The following is a 21,429-nucleotide window of genomic DNA, read 5'->3' as shown; positions in this document are numbered from 1 at the left end:
CGGGGAGACGGGTAGGGAAATGATTAGGTTTTGATTCTGTACTGGGTATCCGTATTTCTCTATCAACGGTCAATACGCCTGTTCTGCTGTATAATCCTTAAATTGCATATCTTCAATGCAACTATTGAATACAAAAGAGGTTCTTAATAGAAGCCTCTGGTTTTTTCGGGAGTTAAGTTAGAGCAAGACTCGCGTTATTTTCTTGATGTTAAATTTTTAGTTTTCAATAAAAATCTATGTTAATATAATTAACTTTTTAATAATTTTGGATATTTTGTATTGTAGATTACAATTCACAGTTTAGAATTCCTTTAGTATACAAAGCCTGAATGGGAAATTGTTCATACCACATCTTGATCGAATCGTAGTTAATGAGGAATTTTTAAGCTTTTTTATCTACGGCTCGATGGAGGAAGTTAACCGATATATTATTGGCTAACAGGGTAAAGAAAATGACCTATTCTTCATCCATTTTTTTAAGTTAAATACCTAAATAGTCATCGTGAAAAAAAGATTAGGTAGACGCAAATTCTTAGTTTATGGTTCAGCAGCCTTTGGAAGCGCCTTTTTCCTCAAAGGTTGTGCTAATTCTGCCGTCAATACCACCAGCCCAACAACGGCAAATTCTCCCAATCCAACCGCTACAACCGCAAGTACCAGCACAGGAAGTGGCGATACAATTAAAGTGGGAATTCTTCACTCTTTGAGTGGAACAATGGCAATTAGTGAAACCACTGTTGTTGAAGCCGAAAAATTAGCAATTAAAGAAATTAATGCCAATGGTGGGGTACTCGGTAAACAAATTGAAGCCGTGGTTGAAGATGGGGCTTCTGACTGGCCGACCTTTGCCGAAAAAGCCCAAAAATTGATTGATCAAGATAAAGTTGTGACGGTGTTTGGATGCTGGACATCGGCTAGTCGTAAAGCGGTAAAAGATGTCTTTGAATCCAAAAACCATATGTTATGGTATCCGGTTCAATACGAAGGTCAAGAATGTTCTAAAAACATTTTTTATACAGGTGCCGCCCCAAACCAACAAATTGAACCTGCTGTTCAATGGTTATTTGATAATAAAGGTCAGGAATTTTTCTTAGTCGGATCAGACTATGTGTTTCCCCGCACCGCAAACACCATTATTAAAGAACAATTAGCAGCCATTGGTGGAACAACTGTTGGCGAAGATTACTTACCGTTAGGCAATACAGAAGTTACCCCGATTATCACCAAAATTAAGCAAGCCTTACCCAACGGAGGCGTAATTTTTAATAGCCTGAATGGGGATAGTAATGTAGCTTTCTTCAAACAATTACAGGGTGCAGGAATGACCCCTGATAAATATCCCGTAATGTCAGTGAGTATTGCGGAAGAAGAAGTGCGACAAATTGGTAAAGAATTCCTTTTAGGTCACTATGCAGCTTGGAATTATTTCCAAACCGTTGATACTCCTGCTAATAAAAAATGGGTAGAAGCTTTTAAAGCGGAATATGGACAAGATCGAGTCACAAATGACCCCATGGAAGCCGCTTATATTATGGTGTATTTGTGGAAACAAGCAGTAGAAAAAGCGGGAACGGCTGATGATTTAGAAAAAGTTAGATTAGCTGCTATCGGTCAAAGTATGGATGCTCCCGAAGGTCAAGTCACAATGTTCCCGAACCATCATATTTCTAAAACCGTGCGAATTGGACAGGTTAGAGATGATGGATTATTTAATATTGTTTGGTCAACAGAAGGCCCGGTTGATCCCGTACCTTGGAACCAATTTGTACCTGCAACAAAAGGTTATGCTTGTGACTGGACAGATCCCAATAAAGGCGAGAAATTCCAAATGCAAGGAACATAATTAATCCTAGATTTGCTCCCCCGAAATCCCCCTAAAAAAGGGGGACTTTGACTTTCTAATTCCCCCTTTATAAAGTCAAAGTTAGCTGATAAAAGCACAAGGAATTTGCCTTTTTATAACCTATAAAAATCTCCAAAGGGGTTAGGAAAAAGAGTGATACAGCAAATCCTTTTTGCTTACTGTTCCCTGCTACAATTTACAGATTTTCCTAAAAAATGCAAGACCTATTCATTGCCATCTTTAATGGAATTAGCATCGGTTCGGTGTTGTTAATGGCAGCATTAGGACTCGCTATTGTTTTTGGACTCATGGGTGTGATTAACCTCGCTCATGGGGAACTGATTATGTTAGGAGCCTATACAACCTTTGTCGTTCAAAATATCTTCAAACCGTTAGGTGAACCTTTATTTAGTACCTATATTATTTTTGCGATTCCCATTGCCTTTATTGTCACAGCTTTAGCAGGATTAGCCTTAGAACGAGGGGTAATTCGGTTTCTTTATGGAAGACCTTTAGAAACTTTATTAGCCACTTGGGGTGTGAGTTTAATTTTGCAACAATTGGTTCGCAGTATCAGTACCACATTTCTGATGGGGATTATTATCTTTTGTCTGCTATTTTTTGGAGGATTATGGGTACTGCGTCGTCAGACGAATTGGGAGAAAATTCAACAGTGGGCGATTTCTGTTTTGTTCTTATTATCATCAGGAATAGCCTTTACAGTCGGATTAGTGATTGGACAAAGCCAAAAAGCCTTAGCAAAACCTTGGTTTAGTGCCAGAAATGTTGATGTCACTGCTCCGCCTTGGTTGCGAGGAGGCTTAGAATTAGGTACATTTCAAATCCCCTATTCCCGTGTTTTTATTATTGTTTTAACGATTCTTTGTTTAATTGGAATTAATTGGTTTTTCAATAAATCTAATTGGGGGTTAAGAATTCGCGCTGTCACTCAAAATCGTACCATGAGCGCTTGTTTAGGCATTCCCACAAGCACCGTTGATGCGCTAACTTTTTCCATTGGTTCAGGACTGGCTGGAATTGCGGGATGTGCGATTACATTATTAGGATCAGTTGGCCCTAATACCGGACAAAATTATATTGTGGATACCTTCATGGTTGTCGTTGTTGGAGGAGTCGGAAATCTTTTAGGAGCCGTAATTGCCGCCTTTGCTATTGGTGTCAGCAGTTATTTAATTGGTTCAGGAACCTTAGCTTTATTATTAACTAACATCAATGCTGCGCCATTCTTGGTTGATTTCTTCAATTTCTTTGCAACAACCAGTATGGCAAAAGTTTTAGTGTTTGTGTTAATTATTGCCTTTTTACAAATTAAACCATCAGGAATTTTTCCACAAAAAGGGAGAACAGCCGAACTATGAAGGATGAGATTAGCATTCTAGCTAAAACTAAAAAGCAGAAACGTCAAAAACTGCTGATAGAAGGGGCAGGTATTATCGGGTTTAGTTTATTTTTTGCGATTCTGATGCCCTTGATTTTACCGATTTTTCGGTTACAACTATTGGGTCGATTTCTGGCCTTATCAATTGCCGCATTAGGCATTGATTTAATCTGGGGATATACGGGATTATTGAGTTTAGGACATGGCATCTTTTTTGCTTTAGGGGGTTATGCCCTAGCCATGTATATTAAATTGCAACTTCCCCCAGGCGAAATTCCAGAGTTTTTTACCCTCTATGGTGTGAATGATTTACCGGGGTTATGGAAACCATTTTATTCCTTTCCCTTTACCCTGTTTGCGGTTATTGTGATTCCGGGTATTGTTGCTGGATTATTAGGGTATTTAGTCTTTAGAAACCGGATTAAAGGGGTATACTTTTCGATTATTACCCAAGCCGCGTTAATCGTTTTCTTTAACTTCTTTAACGGTCAACAACAACTGATTAACGGAACCAACGGGTTAAAAACTGAAACCGATAAAATCTTCGGATTTGTGGTTGGTTCTCCCCCGGTTCAGTTAGCGTTTTATGAAATTACCATTCTGTTTTTAATTGCCATTTATTTACTGTGTCGTTGGTTAACCAGTGGACGGTTTGGTAATTTATTAATTGCTATTCGAGATGATGAATTTCGCCTGAGATTTTCCGGTTATAATCCCACTTGGTTTAAAGTATTAGTCTTTTCCATTTCCGGTGCATTTGCTGGAATTGCAGGAGCTTTGTATACCGTCCAAACCGGAATTATTACCCCAAATGCGATGGATGTTGCCTTTTCAATTGAAATGGTGATTTGGGTGGCTGTAGGTGGTCGAGGAACCTTAGTCGGGGCAATTTTAGGAACCTTATTAGTTCGGTTAGGAAGAACCGTATTGAGTGAACAATTTCCCGAAGTTTGGCTGTTTTTCCAAGGGGCATTATTCCTCATTGTGGTGACAGTATTACCCGATGGAATTGTAGGATGGATACGAACGTTTGGATTTGATAAAATTCGGGCTTTATTCGGATTTCCAAAAGCCGTTATTACCTATCCTCGTTTAGAAGAAGACCCGGAAATCGAGTTAGAACGCGAAGAATTTGAACATAAAATAACCAAAGATTAATACTATGACTGCTAAAATTTTAGAGATTAACGATGTCACCGTCAGTTTTGATGGATTTAAAGCTCTCAATCACCTAACTTTTAGTATGGATGTGGGGGAATTGCGAGTCATTATTGGCCCCAATGGAGCCGGAAAAACGACGTTTTTAGATGTAATTACGGGCAAAGTTCAACCCACCGAAGGACAGGTAATTTTTAAAGGACGTAATCTCAGAAAAATGCCCGAATATCAAATTGCTTGTTTTGGCATCGGGCGAAAATTCCAAACCCCTAGAATTTATCTCAATTTAACGGTTAGAGATAATTTAGATTTAGCGTGTAACCGCAATAAAAATGTATTCCCTACCTTATTTCAACGCACAACTGGGGGAGAAATTAGAACCGTTGCGGGACTATTAGAAACCGTTGGATTAATTGCTAAAGCTGATTTTCCCGCCGCCTTATTATCTCATGGGGAAAAACAACGGTTAGAAATCGGAATGTTAGTGGCACAATCTCCTGATTTATTATTAGTTGATGAACCGGTAGCGGGTCTGACCGATGAAGAAACGGAAAATGTCGGCAATTTGTTATTAGCGTTAGCCGAAAGTCATTCAATTATTGTGATAGAACATGATATGGAATTTGTTCGACAAATTGCTCGAACAGTAACGGTTTTACATCAAGGTTCGGTATTGTGTCAAGGGGATATGGATGAAGTTCAAAATGACCCCCGTGTGATTGAAGTTTATTTAGGAAAACAAGAGGAAGAATAAACAGTTTAATCATACCCTGAACACGCAGTTTGGGCATAGGAGCTATCCTGAGTGAATTAGTGCTGGCGGGGTAACAAACCCGTCAGGTTGAAATAGTTTATAATGCTAATCAAGATTTATTTTTTACCCACTAACCAATAAGTGGTCATTTCTCCTTTCCCTTTAATCGAAATTTTACCCCGTTTTTCAAAATTATATTGATCTTTAATTCGTTCATAAGTGGCTTCTGTGACTTGAATGCGTCCTGGTTCACCGGAAGATTCCATGCGAGACGCAATATTAACCGCATCTCCCCATAAATCATAAATAAACTTTTTAATTCCAATCACACCTGCGACGACAGAACCCGTATTAATTCCTATTCTAATTTGAAATTGAGATCCGATATTAAATCGTTCTAAAGGAGCTTGAAATTGAGACATGGCGGCTTGCATTCCTAACGCCATATCTGCGATCGCTTCTGCATGATTGGGTTTCGGTAAGGGTAAACCACCGACCACCATATAAGCATCCCCAATGGTTTTAATTTTTTCTAATCCATTCTGTTCGGCTAAATTATCAAAAATCGAAAACATTTCATTCAGAACACCGACTAATTCTATGGGAGGAACTTTAGAAGAAAGTGGTGTAAATCCGACAATATCAGCAAATAATATCGTCACTTCTTCAATCGCAGATGCGATCGCTTTTGTATCTTGTTTGAGTTGTTCCGCAATGGCTTCGGGTAAAATATTTAATAATAATTGTTCTGAACGCTCTTTTTCTAATCTTAAATCTGCGGTACGTTCTTCAACTCGTTGTTCGAGTTCTGCATTGGTTTTTTCTAATTCATGAAAAGACGCTTTTAACTGTTGCGTCATGGTATTAAAAGAATTAGCTAAAATTCCTAATTCTTGAATCGATTCTACGGGAATGGTTTGATCGAGTTCTCCACTCGCGATCGCTTGACTGGCTTGACTGAGGCGTAAAATCGGGGTACTAATCCAACGGGCGGTATAAATTCCGCATAATGTTGCTACAAATAACGCCACTAAACATAATAAAATCGTAGTCTGATTATTAGCATGAATTTCTGCCATAAAATCAGATTCAGGAACTACAACCACAATTAACCAATTAATTCCCCGTTGATCAGATAAAGGAGTGACTTGTAAATATTGTTGTTTACCCTTGATCTCAAAAGTAAGTTGAGTTGACTGTTGAATCTGATCCAAATTGCCAAAATGTTCGACTAAATAACGAGAGGTGGCTTGGGTTAAAGGATTACTACTGTTAACGGCTTTGATTCGTTCTGTTTCCTCTTTTTTAGCATTAACAATAAAGGTTTCTTCTAAGGTGGATGTAGCCACTAAATAGCCGTTTTTTTCCATGACAAAAGTTTGTCCGGTTTTCCCAATTTTTAAACCATTGAGAAATTGACTAATGCGTTCTAAGGTTAAATCGGTACTCGCTACCCCTAATAGCTGTTTTTTTTGATTATAAATCGGTTGGTTAGCTGAAATCACGAGAACTCTGGAACCAAAATAGGCATAAATTTCACTCCAAACGGCTTTTCCGGCTTTTACTCCGGCTTTATACCAAGGACGAACTCTAGGATCGTAATTCTCTCGAACACTCAATAATTGAGCGCGATCGCCTTGATTATTGGTTAACCATTTTTCAAATTTTCCTGATGTTCTTTGATCAACAATATCAAATTCGATTGTGCCATCATCGTTACGATTTGCGCCAATATAATAGCCATTTTGCAATCCAATTCCAATATAACTTGCGGTTTGAAATTGTTGTAACTGATTCCAGAGATACCGTTCCATCTGGGACGTATTATTGAGGTTAATTAATCCCATTTTTAAGGTATCGACATTAATTTGGTTAACAATATGGGGAGTTTCTAAATAGGTGTGAAGTTCCTGTTGAATCCGATTACTTAATTCAATTCGTAATTGGGTTGCTAAATCATTAACGGCGATGGAACCATTGCGAAAGGATAACCATCCGGTTAATCCGACTGAGGCAAAAATTTGTAACAGGAAAGGAACGACAAAAACAATCCGCAGGGATAGTTTAGGTGCGTTTTGATTTGATCCAAATAGACGAGATAGAGATGCCATAGTGATTCTCCCTGGTTCCATAATCTGGATTCGCACCTAATGCCTGCCAGAACAGGAATAAGTTCTCTATCAAAAGATAGAATTTAATCGAAATCAAACCGTTGTTGACTTTATCTTAACGAATAATTTTAAGGTTGAGCTTATGATTGAACTTGGGTGGTTAATTTTTCGCCAACTTTGGGTTCTGTTCCTTTGAGAATCCGATCAATATTACTGCGATGTCGCCAGATGACATAAATTCCGCCAGCGATCGCAAAGATTTGATAAGGTAAGGGTTCTCCTGTAATAATCATTAAAATGCCAATCCCAATTGCACCTGCAATCGAACTCAAGGAAACAATTCGAGAAATGGCTAAAACTAGGGCAAAAATTCCTAATGTGGCTAAAGCTAATTTCCAATCTAAGGCGAATAAAATCCCTAGACTAGAAGCAACGGATTTTCCTCCTCTCCATCCAATCCATATCGATTTTGTATGACCAATAATAACAATTAATCCCGCCAGAATTGCTATCCAATATTGCAATTGATCCAGATTTTGGATTCCCGCCGTTTGAGCGAGTTCAGAGGTTAAGGAAAGGGAATAAACCCAAAACACCAGAACAACGGCTGATGTTCCTTTTAAAATATCAATTAGTAAAACCAGCAAAGCGGGGAATTTTCCCAAGGTTCTGAGGATATTGGTGGCGCCTGTAGAACCCGATCCCTCAGCCAGAATATCAACTCCATAAAACCAACGTCCTATAGCATATCCCGTTGGCATAGAACCCAGGAAATAGGCTGTTACTAATAATCCTGTATTAATTAATAACCATTCAATCATGTTTAAATTCCATTATTTTATAGAGCAGGGAACAGGGAACAAACAACAGTCATCTGATAACTGATAACTGATGATGCGGATACTTGATAACTGATTAACAGGCAAGATGCCTGTTCCACATATTTGATTTAAAATCTTTCAATGGGTTGTTGTTGGGTTTGGGGATCGGGAGCGAAGGCTAACCACAGGGGAAATTGAAGTAAAGATAGACTAATTTTGTCTTCCATATCATCAATAATAATCAAGGGTAATCGTCCTTCTTTAACGAGACGTTCAGCTTTTTGAGATAAAACTTCCGGCTCTTCAAATAATACAATTCCCTGTTCTGGCCCAAAATCTCGCCGATCAATTCCTAAACAATCTTGTAACCCCCGTCGCCATTCTCCTAAACGTTCAGGAGTATTGGCTAAAACCAAGGTTCTTAAACGGTTTCCATAGAGATTTCTGAGAACGGAAATCGTCGCCGAAGCAATCAAAATATTTTGTAAACGACTTCCCATCGTCCGTAACGCACCCCGTCCTCCTTGGGTAAAGAACCAATTAGAAACCCGTTTGGCGTGGATAGGTTCAAAGGTACGTCGCAATTGCCAAGGTGTACCATAATAATCGGGAGAATTGCGATATTGATCGAGGAGTTGGCGAATTCTCTTGGTTTGTTCCTGAAATCCCTGTTCAGAAAATTGGGGAATTAGGGTGCTTTGGGAGTTGTCTCCATTCTCTATCCGGGACGGTTGAGGTGCTTGAGGGGGTGGAGAAATTTCTCGCAGGGGGGGTTGGCGAGGAGTTTCCGGTAAAAGTTCTAATTGTTCAGTCGTGGCGACTAAATCTTGTAAACTCCCGACTAAATAATCTTTAAATCCTTGTACCCGGATAGCCAGTTCTTGGGAAACTCCGGCGAAGGAAGTCCGCATTTCTTTTTGAATGCGATCGCGGCGACGTTCTAGTTTTTCAACTTCAATTTGTAAGGTTTGTTTACGTTGTTCTAACTGCTCTAACGCTGAGGAGATTAATTTCCCCATCGACTGAGTTAAGGCCAATTGTTCCTGCTGCATTTTGGCGTTAGTCGCCTGTAATTGAGCAATTTTTTCCTGAAGTTCTTGTTCTTGACGCTGTAACGTGCTTACCCGTTGACCTAACTGAGTGGTCACTCCTTCTATGGGTTCGGACATCAGGCGTTCAGACAGGGTAGGCATCGTTGAGGGTGTTGCTACAGGTTCGGGAGTTTGCCGTTCGTTGGACTCCCAAGGGTCAGCAATGGGTGGAGGATTCATATTGCTAGGGTTCCCTCCGGTTTCTGAATTAGAGGGAACAGACGATTCTGTGAAGGAAGAAGCATCGCCTTTTTGGGGGTCGTTTTGATCTCGGATTTGATTTTCTTCTGAATTCATGAAATTGACAGTCCCGGTCTAAACACAAAGGGATGTGCTGAGTGAAAGTATAGCGTTAATCTGTTCGGTTATGATGGAGAGAATATTGTCTGACCGTGAGATGGAATCAGCTTACCGCTTTAAAAAGGTTCCTAAACGATTTCGAGATTGGGGTAAAACTAAGGCTAATGCTACTAATATTGCGGTAACTAAATTCAAATCTTGGGCTTGAAATCCTAAAAAATCTGCATTTAAGGCTAAAGCAACGGCTATTCGATAAACGACTGATCCTAATATTGCTCCTAATGTAGCTTTCATAACCGTTGTCGGCGCAATAAATGTTTCTCCAATAATCACCGCAGCTAATCCAAAAACAATCGTTCCTACCCCCATTGTGACATCGGCAAATCCATAAATTTGAGCAAATAATGCCCCTCCTAATGCTACTAAACCATTACTGATTGCCATTCCTAATAATATCATCCTTTCCGTTGTAATTCCTTGGGCTTTCGCCATCAGGGGATTAGCACCCGTTGCCCGCATGGCTAACCCAATTTCTGAATTGAGAAATTGATCTAATAGGATTTTAATTATAATGACAATTGCCAATAAAATTATCGGAATCACAAGCCATTGAGGGATTGATTTAAAAACAGGTTGTAACGGCGTTAAAATTGTCGGTTGTCCTAATAACGCAATATTGGGTTTTCCCATAATTCTTAAATTAATTGAATAGAGGGAAATCATCGTTAAAATACTGGCTAACAAATGCAGAATTTTTAGCTGAACATTTAACCAAGCGGTGACTAACCCGGCTAACGCACCTGCTAGACAGGCGATGAAGGTTGCGATCGCCGGATTTACCCCCTGAAGGATTAAAGTGGCCGCCACCGCACCCCCCAAGGGAAAACTGCCATCAACGGTTAAATCAGGAAATTCTAAGACTCGAAAGGACAAATACACCCCTAAACCAATTAAGGCATAGAGTAATCCCGTTTCAATTGCCCCAAATAATGCCACAATACTCATAGTTTATTGATGGTTGACGGTTGACTGTTGCAAGACTGCCTATTGCCTATTGCCCATTCCCCATTCCCTATTAACTGATAACTGAGTACAGACGCGCCATGGCGCGTCTCTACGATGCGGATACTTGATAACTGATAACTGAAAATGGGTATAGAATTACGCAGCTACGTTTATTTAGATAACCTTCAAAGGCAGCACGCAGCCTATATTGGCACGGTGTCACTGGGGTTTTTACCCTTACCGGGGGATTCTTCCCTGTGGATTGAAGTATCGCCTGGAATTGAAATTAACCGGATTACGGATGTGGCCTTGAAAGCGACGTCTGTACGTCCGGGGGTATTGTTTATTGAACGACTTTATGGCCTTTTGGAAATACATTCTAGCCGTCAAGGGGATACGGTGACAGCCGGACGGGCAATTTTAGACTTTTTAGGATTACGGGAAAGCGATCGCCTCAAACCTCAAATTATGACCAGTCAAATTATTCGCAATCTTGACCCCCATCAAGCTCAACTCATTAATCGTAACCGTCGAGGTCAGTTAATTTTAGGGGGTCAAAGTTTATATATTTTGGAAGTTCAACCCGCCGCTTATGCCGCATTAGCTGCTAATGAAGCGGAAAAAGCCGCGTTAATTAATATTCTGCAAGTAACGGCTGTTGGCAGTTTTGGAAGGTTATATTTAGGAGGAGAAGAACGAGATATTATCGCCGGGTCAAAAGCGGCTTTAGAAGCCATTGAAAATGTATCTGGGCGAGAATATGGAGGCAGTTTTAATCCCGAATAAAGCTGATTTAAGCAAAGCCAATTCAAGGGCTGGTGTTCCGATTAAATCACGCTTGATTTGAGTGCTTATCTGTACCGTGATGTTTGATCAAACCTTCACCACGGGAACAAACTCCTCTAACTGTACTTGTAAGTCATCCACGAGCATTAAACGATACCTTTCTGTAGCTTTCAACTTTTGGAAAACATAACTAGCAAAATCATCACACCCCTTTTTTCTCTCAAATTCATTGGAGATGTTCAGTGCTCTGATTGATAGATTATAAGGGTATTCTTCAAATTTGATATCTCGATCATTTTCAAAATCATGCTTTCCTATAGTAAGAGCAATGGTTGAGTTCCGAAACTCATACCAGTTGTCAGTACCATCAGAAAAAAGCTCAAATTTTAGAGCCAATATTAACTCTAATTCTTTGATTAAATATTCAATTTTATGGGGAAAGTCTACAAAAATATCTAATGTGCGAGACATAAAAAACTCCTTTATTCAAACTCAGTAAAAGTGATATCATAGCGATCGCCAATAATTCGGACACGATCAAGGGATATTGTTGTAGGAGATTGAGTCATAATTTATCTACTCCACATATTCGATATCAGCATTACTTGTGTCAACTCCTTGCTGCCTAAAGGCTGTTATTCCTAGTTCTAAACTCTCTATTGATACTATTTCACTCGCTATATTTTCTTTGGTTTGTGTCACATTATCTTACATCAATTGGAATATTCTTGCTTGATAAATCGTATAAGTTCCTGTAAATCAATATAAATAAAATATAAAATAGCCGCGTCTCCTAGTCTCAATTCACCGTATTTGATACCACTTTCTTCTTGAAAGTCTGTTAAGTCTTGGTCAAAAGAAACAACATATCTGGGCTTAAAATTGATCGTGCCATCATCATTTTTACTTATTGTATTCATCACTTCTTTGTAAACATAGGATTTTACATAGCTTTCTATGGTATTCTTTTTTGAAAACTCAATTTCAGTTTTAATCTTATCAGGATCTAACTCTTCATAAGAATTAATCCCTCCTTTATCTTTAAAAAATTTATCTAAAATTGGATAAATAAACTCTTTATTCACTATCTCCCGAACTTCCGAATTTAGTGAAACAACAGGATTAAAAATACTGATAACACTACTCGCAGAATCATGTTTAATCATAGTAATCCTTGCTTAATATAAAAATCTTGAAGTGTTTTGAAATTAATTTTAACCAGTTTAATCTGGCTTTTGTTAAAGTCAGGATTATTTAATGGATGTATCTTTTTAAACTCTGACGGGTCATTAGAGAAATAAGGTATCCAAAACTCACTTTCAGTTTTTGCATTCCAATTCTGCTGTACTGTCCATTCATAGACTAACTGTTTCTGTATATCATCTTTTACTTTGTTTTCTTCATTTTTATCAGGTGAGTAACTTTCATAATCGCTAATACGCATATATTTGTAGTCAATAATTTTGATAAATGGAGATGAAGAATCAAACGCTTGCTTTAAAATTTGTTTGAAAGATTCTAAATTTTCACTAAACATATATCTAGGTCGAATATTTACCGTACTTGGTTTATTTGGTTCACTCCGAGAAAGTTTCATATATTTATCGAAGATTTCTGGATAACTTATTTTTACTTGGGAAAGCTTTACCAGCCTTACTCGAAAGGCTGGCTTGCCTTCTTGCAAACCTATTGAATTGGCTTCATAAAACTTCTCTATTTGGTTTTCTTTCTCTTTCAATACTAAATCAGGACGTAAACCTGATCTTTTCAACTTATTTAATTTCAATTGAAATGGATTAATCCGGTTTTCATTTATTGATTGTTTAAGTTTTCCTCCAACATCCGCAAAGATTGCTCTTTCTTCATATTCAGGTGTATTGAGTACATAAGTTTGGCACATATCCTCCCATATATCATAGAAACTGCTAAAACCCCAGTAAATACCTTTATTATCTTTTTGTCGCTCTCCGTATAAAAACGCCTCTACTGCTTCAAAAAAATGCCAATAATCATCATCTTTATAGGCTGTTTTAGTGTCAATATTTTCCAGCGTTTCCCTCAAAATATCTACGGTTTCGGCAAATGTATCTTCGCCAAATAAACTACTATTAGGTTGCAAATAGTTTTCTTTAAACTCCTCGGCAAGCTCGGCAGCCCTATCGGAAATATTTTCTAATTCTTCCAACTCTCTTTTGATTTCGGTGTAAATAAAACAAAAAAGTTGTAAAATTGGCGGACTTTCTTTGATTAAGATATTTTTGGCAATATTCATTTCGTCAATATAAATCACATGAGCATCAAGATAGATAGCTTGGTGCATATAGCGATGAATCTTTGAGTAGTCAATTTCTTGGCTTCTCATTTGTTTTTTTTCTAAAGATGAAATTCGTAATTCATCGTAACCCTCAAGTATTTTGTCTAAGGAATTTAGTTTGCCATAAAAAACTACCTGTTCATTATTTTCATTAATAAAACTAAATCCATTTTCATTTTCAATAATTCCGTCTCTATCAATGGTTATGTATTTGCTCTGCATATAGTTCTGTTTTCTTTGCAGATACGTTTTGAACGTTCGGTACATCTTGAAGAAGAAACCTTTGACTAAGTTAAAATCTGTATGATCAAAATCATCGAATCCTAACGGAAGCCAAAACTCTAAGCGATCATCCTTATTTCTCTGAAGACCAACAAACGAATAACTACTGTTACGTTGTTGATCGGTTTTAATGATATCTATCTTACTGAGGTCAAACATTTCCAAATCCCATTATTTTATTAACAAATTTTTGAACGATATCTTTTTGGGTAAACTGTCCAAATGTAACTAAATCTCTTTCAGTCATTCCCAAAAGTTCAGTCAAAGGCTTACGATTGTTACTAAAAACACTATCCCAGATAAAGAACATCAATTTATTTTTGATGTGTTCTTCCGTTATAGTTTCTTCATTAATAAAGAAGTAACCAATCTGTTTGTCCTCGATCTTCCTGACTGTCTTATAATGACTGCGGATGAATTCATTTAACTTATCAACAAAATCATTCCATGCACAAGTATCATTGTTGTAAAGTTTTACTCTTCTGCTCGATACTACGTTTCTTTGTCCATCATCCTCAATATTCACAAACTCCCAATCCCAACGACGTTTAAAGGCACTATCCATGAAGTAGATAGAGTTGTCAGATGTATTCATGGTAGCCAAAATAGATAAATTTGGCGGAAGTTTTATTTTATTTAAATCTAATAAATTAACTTTTTTATTTTCTTCTAAATCTTCAAAAATCCATTCCACCTTTTCTTCATATTCCTTTTTAGAACACTCTTTTCCTTCAAATCTATATTTTTTATCTGAACTATCCGTTGCGTAGAATGTTGAAAGGCCAATTTCTTTTAAAAGTCCAATATTTTCAAGACCAGAAATGGTGATCGGATATTCTGACCAACCATCTTTAGCTCTATCAAGCAATTGGAATACCGTGCCAAAGATAGCTGCGGAATTTCCCCTATTTAATTCATCAATTACTAATACAACATTGTTTGGGGTTGGTTTTTCAACCAAGTCATATAATCTATCTAGTTCCTTTTCTTGACTTGTGTTTAATTTACCATGTGATGCTAATTCGCTAACAGTTCTTAGCTTCAGCCTGTAGTCCTCTTTTACCTTTTCTTTTGTTGACTCATAATCTCGATGAGATCTTATGATATTTGTATAAGCTCTTCCAAGGGCTTTCAAAAAATGTCCTGTATAGAATGTGTATGAGACTTTCTGCTTATCATCGGTAAGTGGCATCAACTTACCCATGAAATCACCATAGGTGTATTCTGGATGAAAGACAGTTGTAATAATATTTGATTGATCAGTTATATTCAACTGGTTAGGAATTATTTGATTTTTGACTCTATAACTTTTTCCGGTGCCGGGGCTTCCGAAAAGAATTTTTTGAATGGGACTATTGGGCATAAGGTCTAATCGTTTTTTGGGAAATTGATAATTATATTGGCAATCGCAAGACAGTCAAAACACAACCATCTTACCTAGTGAAAAAACATATTCTTAAGAGATTATATGGGTTTTGGAGTCATAAGTAAAATGCAATTATTGAATTGGCCTTCTGACTTCTGTGATAAGTCTTAGAACCGCCTTCTTGCTATCCTTTACCAACGCGATCGCAAAATTTCTCCGCCCATTCAAAGAATAGCCGAACCTTCGCCCCCTCATTGCCTGCGTTTCTGACTTGGGCTAAGAATTGGGCTAAGGGAGTGCGATCGCATGGGGGGTTTGTAAGGTTACTCATAGGCTTAACTGAGGTAGACATGAGGGTATTTATAAATTATAACTGTTGCAGTTGAGCTTGAGCCAATTTTTTGACTATTTGCGACAGAGATTCAGAAGATTTACAGATGGTAACGGTTTAATAAGGCTTTGAGATTGCTTCGTTACCCTTGCAATGACATAATTGAGAAATGTTTCAGCAGAGATTTCTCTTGTTCATAAACCTTTCGCAGCGACTCCAGGGCGATCGCCTTAAACCTCAAATATGGCAAATCCAGAACATTTAGAATTATTACAATGGGGAAATCAACGGTGGAAAATTTGGCGGTTAAATCATCCTGATATTCAGCCGGACTTATGCGAAGCTAATTTAATGGCGGCTGATTTAAACGGAATTAATTTAGCAGATGCTGATTTAAGTAAAGCTAATTTAATTGCAACGGATTTAAGATCGGCAAATCTAATAAAAGCTGATTTAAGTTTAGCTCAATTGCGACGAGCAAACCTCAGTGAAGCGGTATTATTTCAAGCGAATTTAAGTCAAGCCAATCTAAATACAGCTATATTAAATAACGCGGAATTGATTGAAACCTATCTTTATCGCACCGACTTAAATAATGCCAAACTCATTAATGTTCATTTTAATGGAGCTTATTTATATGGAGCAAATTTAAGTGAAGCTGATTTAACGCAAGGGGATTTAAGATTTGCAAATTTAAACAAAGCTAATCTTTATCAAGCGGATTTAACAGGGGCAAATTTAAGAGGGACAACCTTAATTCAAGCGAATTTACAAAATGCTAATTTATCCTATGCAAATTTAAGAGGAACAAACCTCAGTAAAGCCAATTTACGAGGAGCAAATTTAACCGGGGTTAATTTACAATTTGCTAATTTAAACGGTGCTATTCTTTCCTAATTCTCTCGTAGGGGTTTGGTTTCCAAACCCTCTTTCTTTGAATTCGTAATTCCTAATTCGTAATTCTTAATTCTTAATTCCCTGTTCCCTTTAATAACACTTTAATCGCAAATTCTGGTAACGCTAACATCCGCCGCCAGCGCCAAGGTTCCTGATATAATCGATATAACCATTCTAAATGGTATTTACAGAAAAATTCTGGAGCTCGTTCTTTAATTCCTGACCAAATATCAAAACTTCCCCCCACGCCTATCCAAATCGAATTCGGGCAAAGATGACGATTTTGAGTAATCCAATATTCCTGACGAGGAACTCCTAAACCCACTAATATTAATCGCGGTTGTAAATCTTTTAACGTTATTTTTAAATCTTCTTCTTCTGAAGCAGAAAGATAACCATGATAACTCGAAATTCCCAGACTCGGAAATTTTTGTTGAATATTATCGGCAGCTTGTTGAGCAATTCCCGGTTTTCCGCCATAGAAAAAGACTAATTCAGAATTGTCTAATTTACCAATATTTTTGATTAAGGTTTCGGCTAATTCAATCCCCGGACAGCGTTGAATTTTTTTACCTTTATATTGTAAATAAAGCACCACTCCCGCACCATCGGGAATGACTAACTCGGCTGAATGAATAATTTCTGCTAATTGCGTATTTTTTTCCGCCTGTATCGCCATTTCTGCATTCAGGGTAATCACATGAGTTCCTAACCCTTGTTGCCAACGTTTTAATAACCAGTTACTATAATTATCAATTAAATGAACGGGTAAACCCAAAACCGGAAAACGGTTTAGACTAGAATCATAAGGTAAAATCGTTTGACTCATTATCGACTTTAGTAACCTCACACACATTATTATAAGATTAGCGGATTATGTCACCAAAATTTCACATTTTAGGAATCCACAAATTTTATAATTTTTTCTCATGCTTCTTCAGCTAACATAAGGGCATCCGGCATTTTTCCTTATGGTCTGAACTGTGAACCGGAAGTTGGAGAAAAAATCGACTCGTTTTCAGGAGTTTGAACGTTACGTTAATTAAACCTCGTCAAGAATTCATTAACAGTAATAATTTCAATATTTCTAAAAGGATTTAATACCAATAAATCTTGATCTCCTGTAATAATTAAATCAGCTTGTCCACTAACGGCTAATTCCAAAAATTTATTGTCTTTAGGATCTCGACAAGTAGTAATTGTTTCTGTAATGTTAACTATTTCTGCTTTTTGTCGCAAACTCGCAATAAAATTTAACCTTTTTTCTAAAGATAGATATTTATCGAATTTACGACGTATCAAGGTTTGACAAATTTCGGCAAAAGTGCTATCAGATATTAAAAGAATTTGGCTTCTGGTCACGAAATCGAAAACCTGTTGAGCTTTCGAGGCTGGTAACAACAAACCACTAATAAAAATGTTCGTATCTATAACAATTCTCAGTTTATTCATCTTCTAATAACTTAGCTAAAATTTCGGGGGTTAAACCATTAACTTTAGCTTCTTCTCTCACTTGTTTAACCATCTCATCAAAACTAGATGGCTTTAATAAGCCTTTCAGAATTAGGCTACAAACCCAAACCGCTTTTTCTTGTTGATTAATATCAGCTTCTTGGTAAAGTTTTGCTACTTCATTGTCAACTTTAATCGAAATTGTTTCCATTGGGTACTCCTGATTGATTACCTAATATTAATGTTTCCATTGGAATGTCTTAAGCTGACGAGAAACTACGGTAAGAATAGCAATTTTAAAAATCTTTCTACACCGTTATTAACTCTATTATAAATTAATTTCAGGTGTAGGGGCAACGGGAGTGAAATATCATTCCTAATTAACAGTAATCCTACTAAACCCGCCCCTACAAACCCATTAATCAGTCAACCGTCAACCCATCTATTTCAACGCTTTTAACGCTTCTAACGGTCGCACCATTCCCCAACCCCAACGGTTATCAGGACGTTGTTCTTCACCCCCCGGATGATAGGCGGTTTTCTTCAAAACATCGATAATTTTACTCAACGGCGCTTCGGGATAAGCTGACATCAATAAGGCTGCAACTCCGGCGATGTGGGGCGTGGCCATTGATGTCCCGTCCATGTAGGTATATTGAAAAACGCCGTTATCCATTTTCACCGGAGGAATACAGGAATAAATTTGAGCGCCGGGAGCAGAAACATCGGGTTTTGTCACCCAGGCGTTGGGAGAGTCCGCCGGAAACACTAAACTGGCGCCACTACTAAAAAATGTAATTCCCAGATTATCGGTCTCAATTTGTTCGACAGCACCCACAGAAAAGGCATTATAAGCATTACCTGGAGAACTCGTATTTCCGTGATTTTCGTTCCCAATAGCAACAACGGGTAAAATTCCGTATTGATTGACTAAAATATCAAAAACTTGAGGAAATAGAGGTTCATAATAACTCAATCCCAAGGACATATTAATAATTTTTGCCCCTTTTTCAACAGCCCAAGAAATCCCTTCAATTAAGGTTAATAAAGTTGCGTCTCCGACTAACACTCCAGCAACAATTAAATTGGCTTGAGGCGCGACACCAATAGACAAACCATCCTCGGTTTTTCCCCCTGCAATTGTGCCGCAAACGTGGGTTCCATGTTGTCCACTATCAAAGCTGGGACTCGCGGTAATTCGACGTCCTAACGGGTCAATGACAATAAAATCTTTTACCCGTCCTTTTAAAGCCGGATGGTCTCCATGTACCCCTGAGTCTAAGACCGCAACGGTAACATTTTGTCCTTGGGTTGTTTCCCAAACTTTGGAAATTTCTAACCGTTTTAATCCCCAAGTTAGTTTATCTTCTAATTCTTGTTTTTGCAAGCCCGTATAATCAACTTCTTTGGGTTCAATTAAATGAATTTTTTGGTTAGGAAGAATGGCGATAACGTCAGGATGTTCTGCTAAAATCGGTAAGCTTTGACGGGTTACTTCAATTTGGGCAATGGGTAAACTCCCCCGACCAACGGGCTCCGCATAAAAGGATTGACGGGTGGCATTTTGATAATCATTAATAATTTTATTGGCAATGGATTGATTGGTTTGTTCTTGTTGTTTTAAAGTATCAAAATAGGCGGCTGTTCCCGGTTGAGGCATTGACCCTGGAGACACTAAACCTCTATAAATAACGATGGCATCTTTTCTCGCATTGGGTTGACTATGGGCTAAAAAGGGTTCAAAAGCGGGAGAAATTTTAGATTGAGTTGTCATTTAGGGTTGACTCCGTTTTAATAATAATCCTCGAACCCAGTGTACTGATTTTGTGACCCAAGGGATAGAGGGAAAATTCCGTTCAGGATATTAGTCTTCTTGTTCTCCTTTAAATCTTGAGATTCAGGGTAATTTGATCACTTGGCAGAGATCCAGTATTCCTGTAGGATTAGACAATGATCACAACAATTAACCATCTTTTTGATTGAAATTAAAAATGAACAATAAAGATAAAAAACTGCATCCGGGTTGGTGGATTTCAATTTTATATTTTGCCCAAGGATTTCCCTATACCGTTGTCAATACAATGTCAGTGGTTTTTTTAAAAGGATTAGGGGCGAGTAATGAATTAATTGGATTAACCAGTTTGTTATCTCTCCCTTGGGTGATGAAAGGATTATGGGGGCCAATTGTTGATATTTATTCAACCAAACGGCGATGGATTTTAAGAATGGAAATTGTATGTACCATCCTCTTCTTAATTTTAGCATTGGGTGCACCATTTCCCTCAGCTATTCCATTTTCAATTGTAATTTTTTCCCTCATTGCCTTTGCTAGTGCTACCCATGATATCGCCATTGATGGATTTTATTTAACGGTGTTAAATTTAGACCAACAGGCGTTTTATGTAGGAGTTAGAAACACCGCTTATCGGATGGCGGTTTTAGCTGGAGGTGGCGGGTTAGTATTTTTAGCCGGACATATTGCTGAACAATATATTGATGAGAAAAGTCCAACGGGGGAAATTACATATAATCTGGTTCCGTTAAAGTTTTTGGGGTCTGATTTTTCACTTCCTGCACTAGGATGGGGATGGACGATTGCTTTTTCTCTAGCGAGTTTGATCTTTTTACTCATTTACGGATTTCAGAGAATTTATTTACCCTATTCCCCAAAAGCAGTTTTTTCAGAAACCGAAAGTCTTTCAAATTCTGCTAATTTTATCAATTCCTTCAAAACCTATTTTACCCAATATAAAATCGGTTGGATTATCGCTTTTATTTTATTATTTCGTTTGGGAGATGCGTTAACCTTCAAAATGGCAATGCCTTTTTTAATGGATACACCCGCAAAAGGAGGGTTAGGCATTTCAACCGCCGAAATTGGGATTTTATCGGGAACCGTTGGGGTGATTTTTCTATTATTTGGGGGATTATTGGGGGGATTTTTAATTGCCAAACAAGGGTTAAAAACTTGGATATGGCCGATGGCAATTCTCCAGAATTTTACGAATATTTTTTATTGGTTATTAGCAAAAACTCAACCGGAAATTATTTGGGCTTATGTGGTTAATTCTCTTGAACAGTTCACCTATGGTTTAGGGGTAGCCGCCTATACGATCTTTTTAATGCAAACCGTTCGTCCTGAATATAAAGCCTCCCATTATGCGATTACAACGGCATTTATGGCGGCTGGGGTATTAATTCCAGGGGTATTTAGTGGGTATATTCAAGCCAATTTAGGTTATCAAAACTACTTTTTATTAAGTGCAATGGCGGTAATTCCGGGTTTATTAACAATCTTCTTTATTCCCATTAAAGATGAACACAATCTAAAATCTATTCCCCGACCCGGACTCGATGACGAAAACATATAAAGTAGGGTGCGTAAGGCGAAGCCGCACGCACCAAATCAACCAAATTAGAACAGAAAACCTTGATGATTATTATAGATAATTGATGGTGCGTGCGCGTTGATGGAGAGAAACAGGTGTAAATTGTAGGGTGCGTAGGGCGAAGCCGCAC

20 protein-coding genes are annotated in these 21,429 nt (G+C 37.9%); 7 read left to right on the top strand and 13 right to left on the bottom strand.

The features are described from left to right. Positions 1–502 precede the first annotated feature (502 nt). The 4 genes from urtA to urtD all read left to right on the top strand — a co-directional run bounded on the left by urtA (position 503) and on the right by urtD (position 5,154). Positions 503–1,843 (top strand): urea ABC transporter substrate-binding protein, encoded by a 1,341-nt coding sequence (gene urtA, locus IQ236_RS24095; protein ID WP_193871633.1) that lies wholly within the window; start codon positions 503–505, stop codon positions 1,841–1,843. A 215-nt stretch (positions 1,844–2,058) separates the two neighbouring features. Next, positions 2,059–3,222 (top strand): ABC transporter permease subunit, encoded by a 1,164-nt coding sequence (locus IQ236_RS24090; RefSeq protein WP_193871632.1) that lies wholly within the window; start codon positions 2,059–2,061, stop codon positions 3,220–3,222. After that, positions 3,219–4,400 carry an urea ABC transporter permease subunit UrtC gene (gene urtC, locus IQ236_RS24085; RefSeq protein ID WP_193871631.1) on the top strand — a complete coding sequence of 394 codons (1,182 nt, stop codon included), beginning with the start codon at positions 3,219–3,221 and terminating at the stop codon, positions 4,398–4,400. The genes IQ236_RS24090 and urtC overlap by 4 nt, the downstream gene beginning before the upstream one ends. 4 nt (positions 4,401–4,404) lie before the next feature. Continuing rightward, positions 4,405–5,154, top strand: a complete 750-nt coding sequence (gene urtD, locus IQ236_RS24080) for an urea ABC transporter ATP-binding protein UrtD (RefSeq protein WP_190519477.1) — start codon at positions 4,405–4,407, stop codon at positions 5,152–5,154. 116 nt (positions 5,155–5,270) lie between these two features. On the opposite strand, the gene IQ236_RS24075 is transcribed toward urtD, so the two are convergent. The 4 genes from IQ236_RS24075 to IQ236_RS24060 form a co-directional block, all read right to left on the bottom strand. Continuing rightward, the gene (locus IQ236_RS24075) at positions 5,271–7,265 is read right to left on the bottom strand and encodes an adenylate/guanylate cyclase domain-containing protein (RefSeq protein ID WP_193871630.1); all 1,995 of its coding nucleotides are present in this window, start codon (positions 7,263–7,265) and stop codon (positions 5,271–5,273) included. Between the two features lie 140 nt (positions 7,266–7,405). Then, positions 7,406–8,086 carry a glycerol-3-phosphate 1-O-acyltransferase PlsY gene (gene plsY, locus IQ236_RS24070; protein WP_193871629.1) on the bottom strand — a complete coding sequence of 227 codons (681 nt, stop codon included), beginning with the start codon at positions 8,084–8,086 and terminating at the stop codon, positions 7,406–7,408. Between the two features lie 128 nt (positions 8,087–8,214). Further along, positions 8,215–9,474, bottom strand: coding sequence for a DUF3086 domain-containing protein (locus IQ236_RS24065; RefSeq protein ID WP_193871628.1), 1,260 nt, complete (start codon positions 9,472–9,474; stop codon positions 8,215–8,217). Between the two features lie 111 nt (positions 9,475–9,585). Further along, the gene (locus tag IQ236_RS24060; protein ID WP_193871627.1) at positions 9,586–10,482 is read right to left on the bottom strand and encodes an ABC transporter permease; all 897 of its coding nucleotides are present in this window, start codon (positions 10,480–10,482) and stop codon (positions 9,586–9,588) included. A gap of 144 nt (positions 10,483–10,626) precedes the next feature. Between IQ236_RS24060 and IQ236_RS24055 the strand changes: the two genes are divergently transcribed. Beyond that, the gene (locus tag IQ236_RS24055; protein ID WP_072719566.1) at positions 10,627–11,268 is read left to right on the top strand and encodes a hypothetical protein; all 642 of its coding nucleotides are present in this window, start codon (positions 10,627–10,629) and stop codon (positions 11,266–11,268) included. 87 nt (positions 11,269–11,355) lie between these two features. On the opposite strand, the gene IQ236_RS24050 is transcribed toward IQ236_RS24055, so the two are convergent. From IQ236_RS24050 to IQ236_RS24030, 5 genes are all read right to left on the bottom strand, one after another. Continuing rightward, the gene (locus IQ236_RS24050) at positions 11,356–11,739 is read right to left on the bottom strand and encodes a hypothetical protein (RefSeq protein ID WP_193871626.1); all 384 of its coding nucleotides are present in this window, start codon (positions 11,737–11,739) and stop codon (positions 11,356–11,358) included. A 242-nt stretch (positions 11,740–11,981) separates the two neighbouring features. Beyond that, on the bottom strand, positions 11,982–12,434 hold the full coding sequence (locus IQ236_RS24045) for a hypothetical protein (protein WP_193871625.1): 453 nt from the start codon (positions 12,432–12,434) through the stop codon (positions 11,982–11,984). Beyond that, entirely contained in the window at positions 12,431–14,023 is a 1,593-nt protein-coding gene (locus IQ236_RS24040; RefSeq protein ID WP_193871624.1) for a hypothetical protein, read from the bottom strand. The genes IQ236_RS24045 and IQ236_RS24040 overlap by 4 nt, the downstream gene beginning before the upstream one ends. Then, positions 14,016–15,227 (bottom strand): restriction endonuclease, encoded by a 1,212-nt coding sequence (locus IQ236_RS24035; protein ID WP_193871623.1) that lies wholly within the window; start codon positions 15,225–15,227, stop codon positions 14,016–14,018. Before IQ236_RS24035 ends, IQ236_RS24040 begins: the two co-directional genes overlap by 8 nt. Positions 15,228–15,414: 187 nt before the next feature. Next, on the bottom strand, positions 15,415–15,561 hold the full coding sequence (locus IQ236_RS24030; RefSeq protein ID WP_193871622.1) for a hypothetical protein: 147 nt from the start codon (positions 15,559–15,561) through the stop codon (positions 15,415–15,417). 243 nt (positions 15,562–15,804) lie between these two features. Here IQ236_RS24030 and IQ236_RS24025 point away from each other — a divergent pair, with 243 nt between their 5' ends. Next, positions 15,805–16,458 (top strand): pentapeptide repeat-containing protein, encoded by a 654-nt coding sequence (locus tag IQ236_RS24025; protein WP_193871621.1) that lies wholly within the window; start codon positions 15,805–15,807, stop codon positions 16,456–16,458. 73 nt (positions 16,459–16,531) lie between these two features. Here IQ236_RS24025 and IQ236_RS24020 read toward each other — a convergent pair whose 3' ends face one another. The 4 genes from IQ236_RS24020 to IQ236_RS24005 all read right to left on the bottom strand — a co-directional run bounded on the left by IQ236_RS24020 (position 16,532) and on the right by IQ236_RS24005 (position 19,684). After that, positions 16,532–17,287, bottom strand: a complete 756-nt coding sequence (locus IQ236_RS24020; protein WP_193871620.1) for a WecB/TagA/CpsF family glycosyltransferase — start codon at positions 17,285–17,287, stop codon at positions 16,532–16,534. Between the two features lie 209 nt (positions 17,288–17,496). Continuing rightward, a complete protein-coding gene (locus IQ236_RS24015) occupies positions 17,497–17,910 on the bottom strand; it encodes a putative toxin-antitoxin system toxin component, PIN family (RefSeq protein ID WP_193871619.1) in 414 nt (137 codons plus the stop codon). Beyond that, positions 17,903–18,121: a hypothetical protein gene (locus tag IQ236_RS24010; protein ID WP_193871618.1), complete on the bottom strand. Its 219-nt coding sequence runs from the start codon at positions 18,119–18,121 to the stop codon at positions 17,903–17,905. The genes IQ236_RS24015 and IQ236_RS24010 overlap by 8 nt, the downstream gene beginning before the upstream one ends. 231 nt (positions 18,122–18,352) lie before the next feature. Next, a complete protein-coding gene (locus tag IQ236_RS24005; protein WP_193871617.1) occupies positions 18,353–19,684 on the bottom strand; it encodes a S8 family serine peptidase in 1,332 nt (443 codons plus the stop codon). 217 nt (positions 19,685–19,901) lie between these two features. On the opposite strand from IQ236_RS24005, the gene IQ236_RS24000 reads away from it, so the two are divergent. Beyond that, positions 19,902–21,281 carry an MFS transporter gene (locus tag IQ236_RS24000; RefSeq protein WP_193871616.1) on the top strand — a complete coding sequence of 460 codons (1,380 nt, stop codon included), beginning with the start codon at positions 19,902–19,904 and terminating at the stop codon, positions 21,279–21,281. The last annotated feature ends 148 nt before the right edge of the window (positions 21,282–21,429 follow it).

Source organism: Planktothrix mougeotii LEGE 06226, from assembly GCF_015207485.1.
In the GTDB taxonomy this organism is placed as follows: Bacteria; Cyanobacteriota; Cyanobacteriia; order Cyanobacteriales; family Microcoleaceae; genus Planktothrix.
Note: the sequence above shows the minus strand (reverse complement) of the source record. Positions and strands in the feature narration are given on the sequence as shown.